14 protein-coding genes are annotated in these 14,912 nt (G+C 70.5%); 4 read left to right on the forward strand and 10 right to left on the reverse strand.

Annotation, left to right across the window (positions count from 1 at the left end; translation table 11 throughout):
- Positions 1-4: 4 nt before the first annotated feature.
- On the reverse strand, positions 5-655 hold the full coding sequence (locus EJC51_RS46605; RefSeq protein WP_126276652.1) for a hypothetical protein: 651 nt from the start codon (positions 653-655) through the stop codon (positions 5-7).
- Between the two features lie 156 nt (positions 656-811).
- On the opposite strand from EJC51_RS46605, the gene EJC51_RS46610 reads away from it, so the two are divergent.
- Positions 812-2,128: a HAMP domain-containing sensor histidine kinase gene (locus EJC51_RS46610; RefSeq protein WP_126276653.1), complete on the forward strand. Its 1,317-nt coding sequence runs from the start codon at positions 812-814 to the stop codon at positions 2,126-2,128.
- Between the two features lie 215 nt (positions 2,129-2,343).
- Positions 2,344-3,993: an alkaline phosphatase family protein gene (locus EJC51_RS46615; protein ID WP_126276654.1), complete on the forward strand. Its 1,650-nt coding sequence runs from the start codon at positions 2,344-2,346 to the stop codon at positions 3,991-3,993.
- Between the two features lie 80 nt (positions 3,994-4,073).
- Here EJC51_RS46615 and EJC51_RS46620 read toward each other — a convergent pair whose 3' ends face one another.
- Genes EJC51_RS46620 through EJC51_RS46630 form a run of 3 tightly spaced genes read right to left on the reverse strand, consistent with a single transcriptional unit; the run spans position 4,074 to position 6,959 of the window.
- Positions 4,074-5,162 (reverse strand): ABC transporter substrate-binding protein, encoded by a 1,089-nt coding sequence (locus tag EJC51_RS46620; RefSeq protein WP_126276655.1) that lies wholly within the window; start codon positions 5,160-5,162, stop codon positions 4,074-4,076.
- A gap of 58 nt (positions 5,163-5,220) precedes the next feature.
- Positions 5,221-6,102, reverse strand: coding sequence for an ABC transporter permease (locus tag EJC51_RS46625; RefSeq protein ID WP_126276656.1), 882 nt, complete (start codon positions 6,100-6,102; stop codon positions 5,221-5,223).
- The gene (locus EJC51_RS46630) at positions 6,099-6,959 is read right to left on the reverse strand and encodes an ABC transporter ATP-binding protein (RefSeq protein WP_126276657.1); all 861 of its coding nucleotides are present in this window, start codon (positions 6,957-6,959) and stop codon (positions 6,099-6,101) included. The genes EJC51_RS46625 and EJC51_RS46630 overlap by 4 nt, the downstream gene beginning before the upstream one ends.
- Positions 6,960-7,194: 235 nt before the next feature.
- On the opposite strand from EJC51_RS46630, the gene EJC51_RS46635 reads away from it, so the two are divergent.
- Both EJC51_RS46635 and EJC51_RS46640 read left to right on the forward strand, forming a co-directional pair.
- Positions 7,195-8,877: an ATP-binding protein gene (locus EJC51_RS46635; RefSeq protein WP_244363302.1), complete on the forward strand. Its 1,683-nt coding sequence runs from the start codon at positions 7,195-7,197 to the stop codon at positions 8,875-8,877.
- Positions 8,874-9,563 carry a response regulator gene (locus EJC51_RS46640; protein ID WP_126276658.1) on the forward strand — a complete coding sequence of 230 codons (690 nt, stop codon included), beginning with the start codon at positions 8,874-8,876 and terminating at the stop codon, positions 9,561-9,563. The genes EJC51_RS46635 and EJC51_RS46640 overlap by 4 nt, the downstream gene beginning before the upstream one ends.
- 7 nt (positions 9,564-9,570) lie before the next feature.
- Here the strand turns inward: EJC51_RS46640 and EJC51_RS46645 are convergent, their stop codons facing one another.
- The 6 genes from EJC51_RS46645 to EJC51_RS46670 all read right to left on the reverse strand — a co-directional run bounded on the left by EJC51_RS46645 (position 9,571) and on the right by EJC51_RS46670 (position 14,853).
- On the reverse strand, positions 9,571-10,647 hold the full coding sequence (locus EJC51_RS46645; RefSeq protein WP_166682987.1) for a bile acid:sodium symporter family protein: 1,077 nt from the start codon (positions 10,645-10,647) through the stop codon (positions 9,571-9,573).
- A 218-nt stretch (positions 10,648-10,865) separates the two neighbouring features.
- On the reverse strand, positions 10,866-12,242 hold the full coding sequence (locus EJC51_RS46650) for a sensor histidine kinase (RefSeq protein ID WP_126276659.1): 1,377 nt from the start codon (positions 12,240-12,242) through the stop codon (positions 10,866-10,868).
- Positions 12,239-12,901 carry a response regulator transcription factor gene (locus EJC51_RS46655; protein ID WP_126276660.1) on the reverse strand — a complete coding sequence of 221 codons (663 nt, stop codon included), beginning with the start codon at positions 12,899-12,901 and terminating at the stop codon, positions 12,239-12,241. The genes EJC51_RS46650 and EJC51_RS46655 overlap by 4 nt, the downstream gene beginning before the upstream one ends.
- On the reverse strand, positions 12,855-13,586 hold the full coding sequence (locus tag EJC51_RS46660) for a phosphatase PAP2 family protein (RefSeq protein ID WP_126276661.1): 732 nt from the start codon (positions 13,584-13,586) through the stop codon (positions 12,855-12,857). The genes EJC51_RS46655 and EJC51_RS46660 overlap by 47 nt, the downstream gene beginning before the upstream one ends.
- Entirely contained in the window at positions 13,583-14,188 is a 606-nt protein-coding gene (locus EJC51_RS46665; RefSeq protein WP_126276662.1) for a phosphatase PAP2 family protein, read from the reverse strand. The genes EJC51_RS46660 and EJC51_RS46665 overlap by 4 nt, the downstream gene beginning before the upstream one ends.
- On the reverse strand, positions 14,185-14,853 hold the full coding sequence (locus EJC51_RS46670) for a DedA family protein (RefSeq protein WP_126276663.1): 669 nt from the start codon (positions 14,851-14,853) through the stop codon (positions 14,185-14,187). The genes EJC51_RS46665 and EJC51_RS46670 overlap by 4 nt, the downstream gene beginning before the upstream one ends.
- Positions 14,854-14,912: the final 59 nt, after the last annotated feature.

A 14,912-nucleotide genomic window follows, 5' to 3' on the forward strand; every position in this document is an offset into this window, starting at 1 on the left:
ACGCTCACCGCCACGCGAAGGAGTCGCTGACGAAGCGCCAGGGATCGACGTTGTCCGCGTTGACCGGGCCGGACAGGGTCAGGTCGACCTCGTGTCCCGCGCGATAGAAGGCATACCGTTCGAACGCGTCCCGCACGACCTTGCCGGTCACCGGGTCCTTCGTCGAGTCGCCCTGGTAGGTCAGCAGGACCACACGGCCCGAGTGCCGCGTCACCTCCGACTCCTTGGGAGCGGCGAACTTCGGCACCTGGGAGCGCAGTTGCGGTATGACGGTGTCGTTGACGGAACGGGTCGTCGGCGCGCCGGCGGCGGAGACCGCCGTGATCTTCACCGTGTTGAGCTTGTCCGTGAACACGGTGGTGCTGCCCTGGTCGGTGCGGGCCCAGCCCTCGGGCACCTTCACGGTAAAGCCGGTGAAGGAACCGCCGGTCGGCCGGTAGGCGACGAACGCCTGATTATCGGGGATGTCACCGGGAGGGTTGGACTCGGTGGGCGCCGCGTTGTTCTGCCCGCCGCCTGCACCCCCTGAGGAGGACCCGGCTGGGGACGCCGTCGAACCGGAGCCCGAGCCCGAACCCGTCCCGGCACAGCCCGCAGTCACCGCCGCCACCAAGGCCAGTCCGACGACCGCGTACGTCCGTGTGCGTGCTGCCATGACCACTGCCCTCCAGGGGGAGTCCGCGGACCGGACGATCCACAGCACCGACGCTAGGGAGAGGCCGGTTAACGCCCTGCTCGCCGTGGGTTAGAGGACGGCAAAAGCGTGTGGCGGAGCACGTCCGCCCAGGTGAACGGCCCGCATGATGGGGTCATGAGACAGCGCGTGGTGCGAGTCGCCCTGACCGCCGCTCTGGTCGCAGTCGTCCTCCTCGCGGTCCCGCTGGCCCTGGCCATCAGGTCGTCCCTGTACGCCGACCAGCGCGACACCCTGGAGCGATCCGCCCTGGCCGGGGCCGTACGCGTGAGCCCTGACTACGCGACCGGCGACCCGGCGGAACTGCCGAGCCCCCCGGCAGGCGGGCGCCTCGGCCTGTACGACCCGCAGTCACGGCTGCGGGCGGGCAGCGGCCCCCGCTCGGGCGACGCCCCGGTCCGTCGAGCCTTGAGCGGAGACGCCGTACGGGGCGACTCGGGCGGTGACCTGGTGGTGACGGTACCCGTCTCCCACGCCGAGAAGGTGATCGGCGTCGTGCGGGCTTCGTCCGCCGCAGCGTCCGTGCGCGACCGTGTCCTCGTTGCGTGGGCGGTGCTGCTGGGGGTGGCGGCTCTGGCGCTGGCCGTCGCAGTCGTCGTGGCCCGTCGTCAGGCGCGGGCCCTGGCGTCTCCGTTGGAGGATCTGTCCCGCCACTGCCGGGCCGTGACCGAGGGTGACCTGAACGCCCGCGCCGCCCCCAGCAGCATCGGCGAGATCGACCAGGTCGCCCGTACCCACAACGAGATGTTGCACAGCCTGTCCGAACTCCTCCGCCACGAAAGCGACTTCGCCGCCAACGCCTCCCACCAGCTGCGCACTCCGCTCACCGGTCTGCAACTTGCCCTGGAGGCGGGCCTGGCCCAGGACGACGACGCGCGTCTGCGCCCCGTCCTGACCGAGGCACTGGCCACCACCCACCGACTGCACCACACGGTGGAGGAGGTGTTGCGCCTGTCGGGTGCGAGCAAGGTGTCCCCCTCCGCCGCAGGGCAGATCGCGGTGGGTCAACTGCTGCGGGACGCCGAGGAGCGGTGGCACGGCTTGTTCGCCCGGGACGGCAGACGCCTGGAGTGCGCCGCACGAGGCACACCGAGCGATGTACTGGTCCCAGGCGCGCCCGTGTCGGAGGTGCTCGGCATCCTGCTGGACAACGCCCGCGTGCATGGGCGCGGGACCGTCCGGGTCACCGTGCGGGACCTGGATGATGCCCTCGCCTTCGACGTGAGCGACGAGGGTGCCGTGGCGGGCGAGCCGGCCCGGCTGTTCGACCGGGGGCACACCGGGGGCGGACCGGGAGCGGGCATCGGCCTGGCTCTCGCCCGGGACCTGGCCGTCTCGCTCGGCGGCAGGATCTCCCTGGCCCGTGCTTGCCCCGCCACCTTCACCTTGCTCATTCCCGTTGACCGGGACGAGGCACAGGAGTCGTCCGGATGAGAGGACCGCATTGCGCCGCCCTTCCAGTGGCGAACGGGCCGGGCTGCTCGACGGCTCAGTAGCCGTCGATCGGTCTTGAAGAAAAGCAGACCTGCTTGAAGAAGACCCGACCGCTTCTTCCGTGTGCGTTCACACATGCGCCGTTTCCGGTACGCAAGACGCGACTCTGATGGGCCCGCCTCGCAAAGCGCCCCAAAGAGCCGGGAGATGCACACATGTCCAGAAGTCATGCCAGACTCGCAGCCGTTCTCGCTGCCGCCGGAGCCCTGACCGGCGTGACCGCCGTCCAGCCCCCGGCGTTCGCCGCCTCCCACCATCGGGCGCCCGCCAAGCACGTCCTGCTGATCTCGATCGACGGACTGCACCAGTCGGACCTGGCCTGGTACGTCTCCCGGCACCCCAAGTCGGCACTGGCGCGGCTGGTCGGCGGCGGTGTGGAGTACACCCACGCCAAGACCACCACGCCGTCCGACTCCTTCCCCGGCATGGTCGCCCAGGCGACCGGCGGCGGCCCCGGCACCACCGGCATCTACTACGACGACACCTACAACGCGGCGCTCCTGCCCGCCGGAACCACCAACTGCAAGGCCGTCAAGCCCGGTGCCGAGGTGGACCTCACGGAGGACCTCGACAAGAACCAGGCCTCCCTCGACGCCGGTCAGGGACTCACCGGCCTGCCGGACAGCATCCTGTCGATGACGGGCCACCCGGCAAGCCTGATCAATGCCTCCAAGCTGCCGGTCGACCCCAAGACCTGCAAACCGGTCTACCCGCACTCCTACGTCAAGGTGAACACCGTCTTCGAGGTGGCCCGCAGCGCGGGGCTGCGCACCGCCTGGTCGGACAAGCACGCGGCGTACGAAATCCTCAACGGGCCCTCGGGCACCGGAATCCAGGACCTGTTCACGCCCGAGATCAACAGCGACGCCCTCGGCTACCCGGCCGGCAACGACTGGACCAAGGACAACCAGGCCACCGAACAGTACGACGGCTACAAGGTGCAGGCCGTCCTCAACGAGATCGACGGCTACGACCACAGCCGTACCCACAAGGTCGGCACCCCGGCGATCTTCGGCCTCAACTTCCAGTCGGTCTCCACCGCGCAGAAGCTGCCCGCCTCCGACGGCCTCAAGGGCGGCTACACCGCCAAGAGCGTGCCCGGACCGCTGCTGGCGAAGAACCTGGACTTCGTCAACGCGCAGATCGGCGCCCTGGCTTCTGAGATCACGAAGCGGCACCTGGCCGGCAGCACCACGGTCATCCTGTCCGCCAAGCACGGTCAGTCGCCCACCGACCCGACCGCGCTCACCCGGATCGACGACGGCCCGCTGCTGGACGGCCTCAACGCCGCCTGGAAGAAGCTCCATCCCGCCGCCGGTGATCTGGTCGCACACTCCGTGGACGACGATGCGATGCTGCTCTGGCTGACCGACCGCTCGCAGGCCGCCACCGAGTTCGCCAAGAGGTACCTACTGGCGCAGAGCGGCAACGGCACCGACATCAACGCGGCACCCAAGGGCTTCACGCGCAGCGGGCTCAGCAAGGTCTACGCAGGGAAGGCCGCGGCCCGCTACTTCCACGTCGAAGCCGGTGAGGCCCGTGTCCCGGACCTCTTCGGCATCGCGCAGTACGGCGTCGTCTACACCGGCGGCACCCAGAAGATCGCCGAGCACGGCGGCGCCCACGCTGACGACCTCGATGTTCCGTTGGTGGTGTCGGGCGCCTCGGTTCCGGACGGCGTGCGCGACTCCGCGAGCGTGCAGACCAAGCAGATCGCACCAACGATCCTGAGCCTGCTCGGTCTGAACCCCCGTTCTCTGCAGGCCGTGCGCGAGGAGCACACCAGGGTGCTGCCGGTCCGCTGAGCGATCAGGTGAGTCCCGGCCCGACACGGGCGGGCCGCCCAGGTGGAGGCCACCTGGGCGGCCCCGTGCCGGGCGGGGGTTCAGCCAGTCGGTCCTGCCGGGGTCGTCGTGGTCTTGAAGCCCTCCGCCTTGTTGGCCTGGAGGGCGAAGTCGTTGGTGAACGTCTTGCTGAGATCCACCGACCCCTTCACATTGCCGACCAGTTTCTCCGTCGCCAGAGAGGTCTTCGGACCGCCGGCCGGCATGATGCCGTCCGGGAGGAACTGACCCTTGTCCTCGGTCAGGGCCGAGATGTAGTCGGCCTTGGTCACCAACTGGTTCGACACGTACGACGCGGGCAGCTTGTTCGCTATGTCGGCCGCGCTGTGGGTGTTGATCCAGTGCATGGTGGCGACGAGCGCGTCGACGACCTTCTGCACGGTGTCCTTGTGCGAGGTCACCCAGTCGGTGCGCGCGAGCACACTAGCCGCGGGATAGGCGCCGCCCAGCGCCACCGTGGCCCCCTGTGTGGTGGCCAGGTCGATGGCGGAGGTGCCGACGCCCTTCTTCTGGATCGCGGCGACCGTCGGCTGCGTCGTCATGACGCAGTCGACCTTGCCGTTCTGCAGCGCGGCGATGGCGGTGGAGCCCGCACCGACTCCGATCCGGTGGAACTCGCTGGTCTTGACGCCCTTCTTGGCGGCCAGGAACTGGGTGAGGGTGTCGGTGCCCGACCCCAGGTCGGTGACGCCGAGGGTCTTGCCCTTGAAGTCGGCGCCCGAGGTGACGCCCGACTTCTTGGTGCACATCTCCCGTTCGCCCGGCGCACCGGAGAGCTGGACGACGTCCTCGACCGCCTTGCCCTTGGCCTGGAACTCGATGGTGTGGTTGTACCAGGCGCCCGCCATGTCGACCTGACCCGAAGCCATGGCCTCCTCGGCGCCGACACCGCCGTCCTGCTCGGTGCTGAGCTCGACGTTGACGCCGTACTTCTTGTAGAAGCCCAGCTGTTGCGCGAGCTGGTACGGGAGGTAGATCTGCTTGTCGAGTCCGCCGGCCATGAGCTTCACGGTCGGTGTGGAGCCCGAAGTGCCGGTCGACGTCGAGGAGTTGCCGGAACAGGCGCTGACGGCGCCGAGGGCGAGAACGGTGAGGGCGGACGCGGCGACGGCGGCGGGTCGTCGGGACATGGCTGATCACATTCCTTTGCTGAGGGCGTGGGACGAGGAAGGGGTAAGGGCGGGGATGTCAGATGGTGTTGGTGGCCTCGGACGGGGCCGGCGGGCGCCAGGACAGCAGCCGGTGCTCGAGCTTGCCGATCAGCCACTCGGCGCCGAGCACGATGACCGAGATGACGAGCATCGTGGCGAACACGCCGTTGGGGTCGAAGTTGTTCTGTGCGGTCTTGATGACGAGGCCGAGACCGCTCTGTGCGCCGAGCACCTCGCCGACCAGTGCGCCGACGATGGCGAAACCGAAGGCGCTGTGCAGGCTGGCGATGATCCAGGTCAGCGCGGACGGCACGATGACGTGCCGGATGATCTGCAGTTGCGAGGCGCCGAGCACGTTGGCGTTGGCCAGGATGTTGCGGTCGACCTCGCGCACGCCCTGGAAGGCGTTGAAGAAGACGATGAAGAACACCAGTACCGCGGCGAGCAGGATCTTGGGCAGCACGCCGATGCCGAACGCGACGATGAAGATCGAGCCGAGCACGATGCGCGGGATCGCGTTGACCATCTTGATGTAGGGGCCGAGTACGTCGGAGAGGTAGCGGCTCTGGCCGAGGGCGACGCCGAAGACGACTCCGGTGACGGCCCCGAGGGCGAAGCCGGCGAGCGCCTCCTGGATCGTCGTCCAGATGTTGGCGTAGAAGGACCCGAACTCGGTGCCGTTCTGGAAGAGGTCGACGAGCCGTTTGGCGATGCCGGAGGGCTGCCCGAAGAAGAACGGGTCGACGATCCCCCAGGTGGTGAAGGCCTGCCAGCCGCCGATGACGAGGACCGCGAGGCCGATACGGCCCGCCCACACCAGGCCGATGCGGCGCCGCAGAGCGCGCTTGGCGGCTGACGCGCCCGAGCCTGGCGCGCCGACCTTGACGGAAGCGGGTGAAACAGCGGACGTCGTGCTCATGCCGTACCTCCTGCGGTGCGTGCGTAGGCGCGCTCCACCTCCTCGCGCAGCGAGTCCCAGATCTGGTGCTGAAGTTCGATGAAGCGGGGCTGGAAGCGGATCTCCTGGACCGAGCCGCGCGGGCGGGGCAGGTCGATATCGAAGACCGCCTTGACCGAGCCGGGGCTGGACGTCATGACGACGACCCGGTCGGCGAGCGCCACCGCCTCGTCGAGGTCGTGGGTGATGAAGATGACCGACGGGCGGATCTGCTCCCACAGGCCGAGCAGTTCGGTCGACATGATCGCCTTGGTCTGCACGTCCAGGGCGCCGAACGGCTCGTCCATGATCAGGATCCGGGGTTCGTTGATCAGTGCCGCGGCCATCGCCACGCGCTTGCGCATGCCGCCGGAGAGCTGGTGCGGGTAGCGGTCCTCGAACCCCGTCAGGCCCACCCGGCGCAGCCAGTCACGTGCCGAGGCCTGGGCCTGCTGCTTGGGCACCCTGCGGAAGACCGGGCCCATCAGCACGTTGCCAAGGACGGTCTTCCAGGGCAGCAGCGCGTCACTCTGGAACATGAAGCTGACGCCGTCGGTGACGCCGTTCACCTCACGGCCGCCGACCTTGACCGAGCCCTCGCTGGGCCGGTCGAGCCCGGACACCATGCTCAGCGTCGTGGACTTGCCGCAACCGGTCGGGCCCACCACCGCGCAGAACTGGCCGGGCTCCACGGTGAACGACACGTCCTGCAGCGCCGTGAACACCTCACCGGCAGGAGTCAGAAACCGTTTGGTGAGTCCTGAGATCTCGACTCGCGCGCTGTCCCGGCCGGTCGTCCCGGCACCGGGGCTCGTCGCCACATCGTTTCGTGAAGCCATCTGAGGCTGTCTCCTTCCTGACCTCGGAGGTCGAGGAAGGCAGACGCTAGAGGCCGGCGTGTGTTACGTCGCTGTTTCAGCCGTATCTCGCGTTAGCCGTGTTAGCCATGCTTTTGCTCGTTCTGCTCAGCGGACCGGGGGTGGGCAGAAGGCCGGTGACGGGGGCACAATCACGCCACCACGGGTAAGGCGCAGGGGCCGCGCCCGGGCCCCCGCACGACAGGCAGAGACACCCGTGACACGCATCCGTATCCCGATCGGCCGCGGTGGGAAGGGGCGGCTCTCCGCGCGGATTCTGGCCAACCAGCTGGCCATCCTGGCGCTGACCGGGCTGATCGGTTTCGGGCTGTTCGCCTTCGCGCAGCGAGACGAGATCGACCGCCCTTACGAGAAGCGGGCCCTGGCCATCGCCGAGACCACGGCCGCCGAACCGCAGATCCGCCACGCCATGCAGTACGGGGGCGGCGGCGATGTGGTGCAGACGGTCGCCGAGCGGATCCGCAAGGCCTCTGGCGCATCGTACGTGGTCGTGCTCGACCTGCGCGGCATCCGCCACTCGCACCCCGATGCGGCGCTGGTCGGTGAACCGACGGGGGACCGGATCGTGGCGCTGGACGGCAGGACACACGTCGGCACCGACCAGGGCGCGACGGGGCGCTCCGCCAACGGCAAGGCCCCGCTGTACGGGCCCACCGGCAAGCTGGTCGGCGAGGTGTCCGCAGGGATCCCCGAGCACTATGTGCTGGGTGAGCTGTGGCGTGAGCTGCCCACCTTCGGCCTGTACAGCGCCATTGCCGTCGCGCTCGGCTCGGCGGCCGCATTCCTGCTGGCCGGACGGCTCAAGCGGACGACGTTCGGGCTGGAGCTGGAGGAGATCGCCGGGCTGTTGCAGGACCGGGAGGCGATGCTGCACGGCATCCGTGAGGGAGTGGTCGCCTTCGACCCGGACGGCCGTATCACGCTGGTCAACGACGAGGCCCGCGACCTGCTGGGACTGGGCACGGCGCTCGGCAGCACGTTGGCGGAAGTCCTGCCCGACGGGCGGCTGCGCCGCGCCCTGGACGGCACCCTGGCGGGCGGCGACATCAGCGTGCTCACCGACGACCACTGCCTGGTCGTCAACCGGATGCCGGTCGCCTTGCACGGACGGGAACTGGGCGCCGTGGTCACCGTGCGCGACCGCACCGAGATGATCGGTCTGCTGCGCGAGCTGGACTCGGTGCGGGGGCTGACGGACGCGCTGCGCGCCCAGCAGCACGAGTTCACCAACCGTATGCACACGGTGGCCGGGCTGCTGGACATCGGCGACCACGACGCCGCCTACGAGTTCGCCGTCGACACGGCCGGTGCCGAGCAGGCGCTGACCGAATCCGTACGGGAACGGATCGGCAACCCGCTGCTCGTGGGACTGATCGTCGCCAAGACCACGGTGGCCGCGGAACGCGGGGTGCGGATCGTGCTCAGCGAGGACTCCGCCCTCGGCGAGGACCCGCCGCATCTGCCCAGGCTACTGACCATCGTCGGCAACCTGCTGGACAACGCGATCGACGCGTCCGCGACCGGACCGGCGCCCTCGGGCGGTGCCGAGGTCCGTCTGTCGCTGATCGAGGCCGTCGACGCGGTGCGGGTGGAGGTGGCCGACACCGGCCCCGGCATCCCGCCGGGCACCGCCGAGTCCATCTTCGAGGACGGCTGGTCGACCCGCCCGGACCGCGGCACCGCCCGGCGCGGCCTCGGCCTCGCGCTCGTCCACCGGCTGGCGCAGCGGCACGGCGGCACGGTCGCCGTCAGTGAAGGACCCGGCGCCGTCTTCACCGTGCTGCTGCCGGTGCCCGACACCACGCCCGGCCCACGGGGCGCCCTGTTCACGACGGCCTCACCGGTACTGGACGGTGTGGCAGGAGGTGATCGCTGGTGATCCGGACCCTGGTGGTGGAGGACGACTTCCGGGTGAGCCGCATCCACTGCGACTACGCGTCCCGCGTCCGGGGCTTCGAGGTGGTCGGCCAGGCGACGAGCGTGGCCGAGGCACTGACCGCGGTGCGCGACCTGCACCCCGACCTGCTGCTGCTCGACATCTTCCTGCCGGACGGCAGCGGACTGGACGTGCTGCGCCGGCTCAGCGGCGACGAGGGCGGCGACCGCCCCGACGCCATCATGATCACCGCCGACCGGGACATCACCTCGGTACGGATCGCGATGAAGCTCGGCGCCGTCGGATACCTGGTCAAGCCCTTCGGCGCGCCCGACCTCGCCGAGCGGCTCACCGCCTACCGGGAGCTCCAGCACCGTATGGACGCCCTGGGCACGGCCCCCGAGACCGACCAGGCCGACGTGGACGCCCTGTTCAGCGCCGCCCGGCCGCCGGCCGTGCCCCGCGTCCCCGCGAAGGGGCACTCCGCGCCGACGCTCGCCCTGTTGCACCAGACGTTGCGCGGCGCGCACGACGCCCTGTCGGCTGCGGAGGCCGCCGAACGCACCGGAGTCTCCCGCGCCGCGGCTCAGCGATACCTCTCCTACCTGGTCAAGGAGGGCATGGTCCGCCTCGAACTCCGCTACGGGGCCACCGGCCGCCCCGAGCACCTGTACCGCATCACGCACTGAGCGGAGCTCACGGTGACGCAGGGCAGGGCGGGTGCCGACGAGCCGCTGTCCGCACCACCCGGCTCGCGGCCGTCTTCTGCAGCAGCCCGTAGGCGAGCACGGGCAGGAGCAGGTGCGGTTTGTCGGGCAGCGTGGTGGTGATCAGGACCGCGCTCGCGCTGCTGTTGTTCATCCCGCAAGCGAGGGTCAGCGAGGAGGATGCGGGGGCGTCCAGGCGCAGGAGCCGAGCGGCGGCCCGGCCCAGCACGAAGGACAGCAGGCAGACGAGCGCCGCCACGACCAGTGCCGCGCCGAACAGCAGCGGGCGCGGATGCGCGAGGAAGGAGCCCAGGGCGCCACTGGCGTTGACATAGGTCAGGACCAGGGACCCGAGCAGCGCGACGGGCACGATCACGCGCAGGGTCCGGCTGAGCCACGCCGTCGGCAGCGCGAGTCGGAACAGGATGCCGAACGCACAGGGGAGGACCACGGTGACGAGGGCGAAGCCGCCCTGGGCCGTATGGCCGGTCGTTGCCAGGGTGTGCGCGTAGCCGTCGTCGAGGAGCGGCACCAGGGTGGTGATGAGCAGCGGGATGGTGAGCGGGCTGAGGAGGGTGGAGGCGAGGACGAGTCCCACCATGGTGGGTTGGTCGCCGTCACCCTTGCCGGTCCAGACGGTGGCTCCGGCGGCCACCGGCATTGCCACGATCAGGATCATCGAGGTGATCAGTCCGCTGCCGCCGTCGCTGTCCGGGGTGCGGTGCAGTCCGAATGCGACGACGGGGATGACCAGGAGCGGGATCGCGAGGTGGAGGACCATCCCGGCCACCAGGGTGGTCGGCTTGCGGAGCAGGCGGCCCAGTTCACGGACGGGTACCTGGAGTCCGGCGGAGAAGAGCACCAGGGACAGCAGCAGCGGGGCGGTGCTCAGGGGCAGGCCGGTCACGGTGCCGATCGGCACGGTGTGGTCCCGGCGCAGCCACAGGCCGGGGTCGGGCAGGAGGAGGGCAGCGACGTAGGACAGCACGACCGCCCGGCCGAGCCGGCGGCGCAGCCAGGCCGTCACCGGGTCGGCAGGCGGTGGGGAGGCGATCGGACGGTTCAAGGCGGCCTTCTTCCGTGGCGGCGGAGGGGACGGAGCGGAACGCCGCTATGCAGGAGCCGTGATCACGGGTCGTCATGTCACTCATAGTGCTCGGGTGAGGCGGCGGGGGCATCCGATGACGCACGGCGGTCAGGATGCGTTCAGGTCTCCCGTGGCGCGCTGGCCCCCGTCCGGCTGATGAAGGTGCCGGTCGTGCCGAACGTGCTGCTGTGATCACGTCATCCAGCGGGCAGGTCGACCAGGAAACGTGCTCCGGGTGTGTGCCCGGGGTCGTGGGAGACCTCGCCGCCGACGGCGCGGGCCAGGCGCCGCGCGAGCGGCAGTCCCAGGCCCGCCCCGTCGTGCCCGTCGCCGGAGTCCGCGCGCCGACCGGGCTGGAAGAGATCGTCGAGGAACTCTTCCGGCACGCCAGGACCGTCGTCGGTGACGTCGATGCGGACGCCACCGGCATGCCGCCGCGCGGACACGGTCACCGTGGAGTCGGCATAGCGAACGGCATTGGCCAGCAGCGGGCTGACGATGCGTTCGAGAAGGGCGGAAGCGACGCCTGCCTCAATCTGCTGGTCCGGCACATCGACGACGGTCTTCAGCCGGTTCCGTGCGTCGAGGTCCTCGACCAGCCGACGCAGCACGGGAGCGACAGCGGTGGCACCGACGGCCGTCGTGGTGTTCTGCGCGCCTTCGCGCGCGTCATTCAACAGCGTGTCGCAGATGGTGCGCATGGACTGGGCGGCCTCCGCGATCACCTCGTGGGTGGCGTCGGTCTCGGCCGCCGAGCGAGGGCGGGCCCGCCACCAGTCGAGCTCGACGACGATCCGGGTGAGCGGCGTGCGCAGTTCGTGGGACAGCTCCCCGGTCAGCTGCTGCTCGTGACGCAGTACGGTGCGGATGCGGTCCAGTAGTGCGTCCAACGATGTGCCTAGGCGGGCCAGTTCGGCCGGCTGGTCCGCGGCGCCGAAACGCTGGTCGGAGCCGACGGTGCTCCACAGGGTGGCTTGGTCGGTCATGGTGCGCACGGGGCGCAGCGCCCGTCCGACGGCCAGCCGCGTCAGCGCGTAGGTGCACGCGAGCATGACGGCGTCCAGGATCAGCGAGCCAGACAGCAGGGTGCCGGCGGAGTTCCGGTAGGGGGCGAGATCCGCAGCCGTGACGACGGTGGCGGTGTTGCGCGGGCCGGACACGGGTTGGGAGCAAAGGCGGACCAAACGGGGGTTGCCGGTCCGCACCGTCGCGCAGAGCGGGCTGCCCCGCGCGGCGAGCCGGTCGGCGGCCCGGGTCAGCGTGCTGCCGACCGTGGCGGACGGGGGTTTCTCCAGTAGCCGTGTCCCGCTGTAGATCCACACGTTCGTGTCGAGCAGGCTGTCGTTGACGGTCTCCAGGACCCGCACCCGGGGCCCGCTGGTGTCGACGGTGGTCGCGACGGCGGCGGCGCGGTTGCGTAGTTCGTCGTCCGCCTGGTGCTTGAGGTGCCGGTCCATGACGGTGTTGAACACGACGGTCAGCACGGTCATCAGAAGTGCGGCGGTGGTCAGAGCCACAAGCGAGAGCCGACCGCGCAGCGTGCGGGGCGTCAGACGGCGCGCGAGCCGGTTCATGACAGCCGGTGCCCGATCCTGCGTGTCGTGGTGAGGCCGAGGCCGCTGCCCGCTTCGCGCAGCTTGCGGCGCAGTCGGCTCAGATACTGGTCGAGGGTGTTGTCGCTGACCTGGGCGCCGTCCGGCCAGGCGGCCCTGACCAGGTCGCGGCGGGACACGAGGGTTCCGTCCGCGGCCATGAGCGTGGCCAGCAGTCGGAACTCCGTGGGGGACAAGTCGATGTGGACGTCGCCGACGTGCGCGCTGTGCCGGGTCGCGTCCAGGACCAGGTCTCCGGCGGTGGCCACGGCCGCGGGTGCGGCCCGTTTGAGTGCGGCCCTCAACCGGGCGACGAGTTCGGCGAGATGGAACGGCTTGGGCAGGTAGTCGTCGGCTCCGGCAGAAAACCCGGACAGCCGGTCGGTGAGGTGATGGCGGGCCGTCAGGAAGATGATCGGGGCGGCGAACCCGCCCGCGCGCAGCGCCTGGCAGACGTCCCGGCCGTCCGCGTCGGGCAGTCCGACGTCCAGGACGACGGCGCCGATGTCGCCGGTGGCCAGCCGCAGGGCGGTGGCGCCGTCGGCGGCGGGCACGGGGTCGAAGTCCTCGTCGAGCAGGCCGCGGCGCAGCACGTCACGCAGGGCGTGATCGTCCTCGACGACCAGGATCTTGTGGCGCATGGCCCTCCGTTGGACTGTCCGGCGTACGGGGCGGGCCGGAGACGAACGATGCGGGCGGCCACCGGGTCATCGCGTACAGGCACACTCCGAGCCATCCGGTGGCGAACAGCCAGCCGCCGATGACGTCGGTGAACCAGTGCACGCCGAGATAGACCCGGGACAGGCCCACCAGCACGCCCCAGGACCCGATGACGACCCGGAGCGAGGTGGCGCCGCGCGGGGCGCGCAGCGAGACCGCGGTGATCAGCAGCCCGGCGGTGAGGGCCGCTGTCGTGGTGTGCCCGCTCGGGAACGCCCAACCGCCCGCCGACGCCGCCCAGTCGGCAGGCGCCGGGCGCGGCCGCTGGACGAGCGTCATCACGCCGTAGCGCAGCGCCTGCCCGGCCCCCAGGCAGGCAAGGCTCAGCGCGGCGGCCCACATCCGTTGCCGAACGGTTCGCCCCACGATCGCGCCGGCCAACGCCGCGAGGGCGTAGGGGACGGCGCCGCTGCCGGTGTCGGTCACCCCTCGGGCCAGCACCTCGGTCACGTCGGGGCGGTGGCCGAGCGACCAGGTCAGGAAGCCGTCGTCCGGCCACAGCGGAGCGCCGTCGTGGCCGATCACCACCATGGCGAGGACGCCGAAGGCCACCCAGGCGCCGAGACCGACCGTCCCGGCCAGGTCGGCGGCGTCGCGCCGATTCATGAGGCGCTCAGCAGCCGCCGCAGGCGACCGGAGCCGAGCCGCCGGGCCACCGATGGCGACCACCGTCGCAGCACGAGCATCGCCATTAGTGCGACGAGGCCACCGACCAGCACGCCTGCCACTACGTCGTGCGGATAGTGCGCGCCGACCCACACCCGCGAGACCGCCATCGCCAGGGCCGCCACCGCCGCGACCGCCCCCAGCCGACGCGAGACGAAGAGCAGGGCCACGGCAGCGGCGGCCGCGATCGCCGCGTGGTTGCTGGGGAAGGACCAGTCGCCGGGCGCCGGACACGTCTCCAGGGTCGTCACTCGAAGGCTCTGGCACGGCCGGTCCTCGCGCACCGCCAGCTTCAGCAGGAAATCCACGCCGTACGCGACGACCACCACCACCGGAACCGCCAGCGCCCTCACCGCCGCCGCATCCCCACCCCGTCGAGCGAACCACCAGCCCACGATCGCGAGCACGGCGAACACCGCGAGCCCGTACGTCGACCAGAACGACACCACTCCGTCCAGCCAGCCCGGCGCATGCCGGGCCAGGCGCACCACGTCCAGATATTCGGTGCCGTCGACAGACGACCCGTCGAAAGCCATGATCACCTGTGTCCCCCCTCGGTCCGGCCGTCCCGCCGAGCCCTGTACACCTCGGCGGCCAGGGGAAGCAGCGACACCAAAACGATCAACGCCACCAGTGGGAGCAGGTAACGGTCGACGTTCGGGATCGACGAGCCGAGCGCGTACCCCGCGAGGGTGAGCCCGAGGCTCCACACGAGGCCGCCGACGATCTGCCACAACGTGAACGTGCGCACCGGAACCCCCAGCGCGCCGGCCATCGGATTGAGCACGGTCCGCACCACCGGCACGAACCGGGCCAGCGTGATCGCCTTCGCATGGCCGTATCGCTCCAGCAGTTCCTCGGCGCGTTTCGCTCCCTGGTGCAGACGCGGCGAACGGCTACGGGCCAGCAGTGCCCCACCCGCCTTCCGGCCGAGCACATAGCCGCACTGCGCCCCGGCCAGGGCGCCTGCCGCCGCCGCGACCAGGAGCGGTCCCAGCGACAGGTGCACAGTCGACTCCGCCGAGCCCGTGCACAGCAGACCGGCCGTGAAGAGCAGCGAGTCGCCCGGCAGGAAGAAGCCGACCAGCAGCCCTGTCTCGGCGAACATCACCACCCCGACGCCCAGCACGCCGAACGCCGCCAGCAGCGAATGAGCGTCCAGCACGTTCACGGCCAGCTGTGATGCCGGATGGATCGGTGGGGTCATGGCAAGGCGGCCTTTCCGGCAGGTGATTCGGTGTCTGCGATTCGCCCAACCGCGTGGAC

The sequence above is a fragment of the Streptomyces aquilus genome, from assembly GCF_003955715.1.
Lineage (GTDB): Bacteria > Actinomycetota > Actinomycetes > Streptomycetales > Streptomycetaceae > Streptomyces > Streptomyces aquilus.

Bases quoted from the DNA above. Each gene is read 5' to 3' on its own strand.
- EJC51_RS46605 (WP_126276652.1), bottom strand. From the start codon at position 655: ATGGCAGCACGCACACGGACGTACGCGGTCGTCGGACTGGCCTTGGTG.
- EJC51_RS46610 (WP_126276653.1), top strand. From the start codon at position 812: ATGAGACAGCGCGTGGTGCGAGTCGCCCTGACCGCCGCTCTGGTCGCA.
- EJC51_RS46615 (WP_126276654.1), top strand. From the start codon at position 2,344: ATGTCCAGAAGTCATGCCAGACTCGCAGCCGTTCTCGCTGCCGCCGGA.
- EJC51_RS46620 (WP_126276655.1), bottom strand. From the start codon at position 5,162: ATGTCCCGACGACCCGCCGCCGTCGCCGCGTCCGCCCTCACCGTTCTC.
- EJC51_RS46625 (WP_126276656.1), bottom strand. From the start codon at position 6,102: ATGAGCACGACGTCCGCTGTTTCACCCGCTTCCGTCAAGGTCGGCGCG.
- EJC51_RS46630 (WP_126276657.1), bottom strand. From the start codon at position 6,959: ATGGCTTCACGAAACGATGTGGCGACGAGCCCCGGTGCCGGGACGACC.
- EJC51_RS46650 (WP_126276659.1), bottom strand. From the start codon at position 12,242: ATGAACCGGCTCGCGCGCCGTCTGACGCCCCGCACGCTGCGCGGTCGG.
- EJC51_RS46655 (WP_126276660.1), bottom strand. From the start codon at position 12,901: ATGCGCCACAAGATCCTGGTCGTCGAGGACGATCACGCCCTGCGTGAC.
- EJC51_RS46660 (WP_126276661.1), bottom strand. From the start codon at position 13,586: ATGAATCGGCGCGACGCCGCCGACCTGGCCGGGACGGTCGGTCTCGGC.
- EJC51_RS46670 (WP_126276663.1), bottom strand. From the start codon at position 14,853: ATGACCCCACCGATCCATCCGGCATCACAGCTGGCCGTGAACGTGCTG.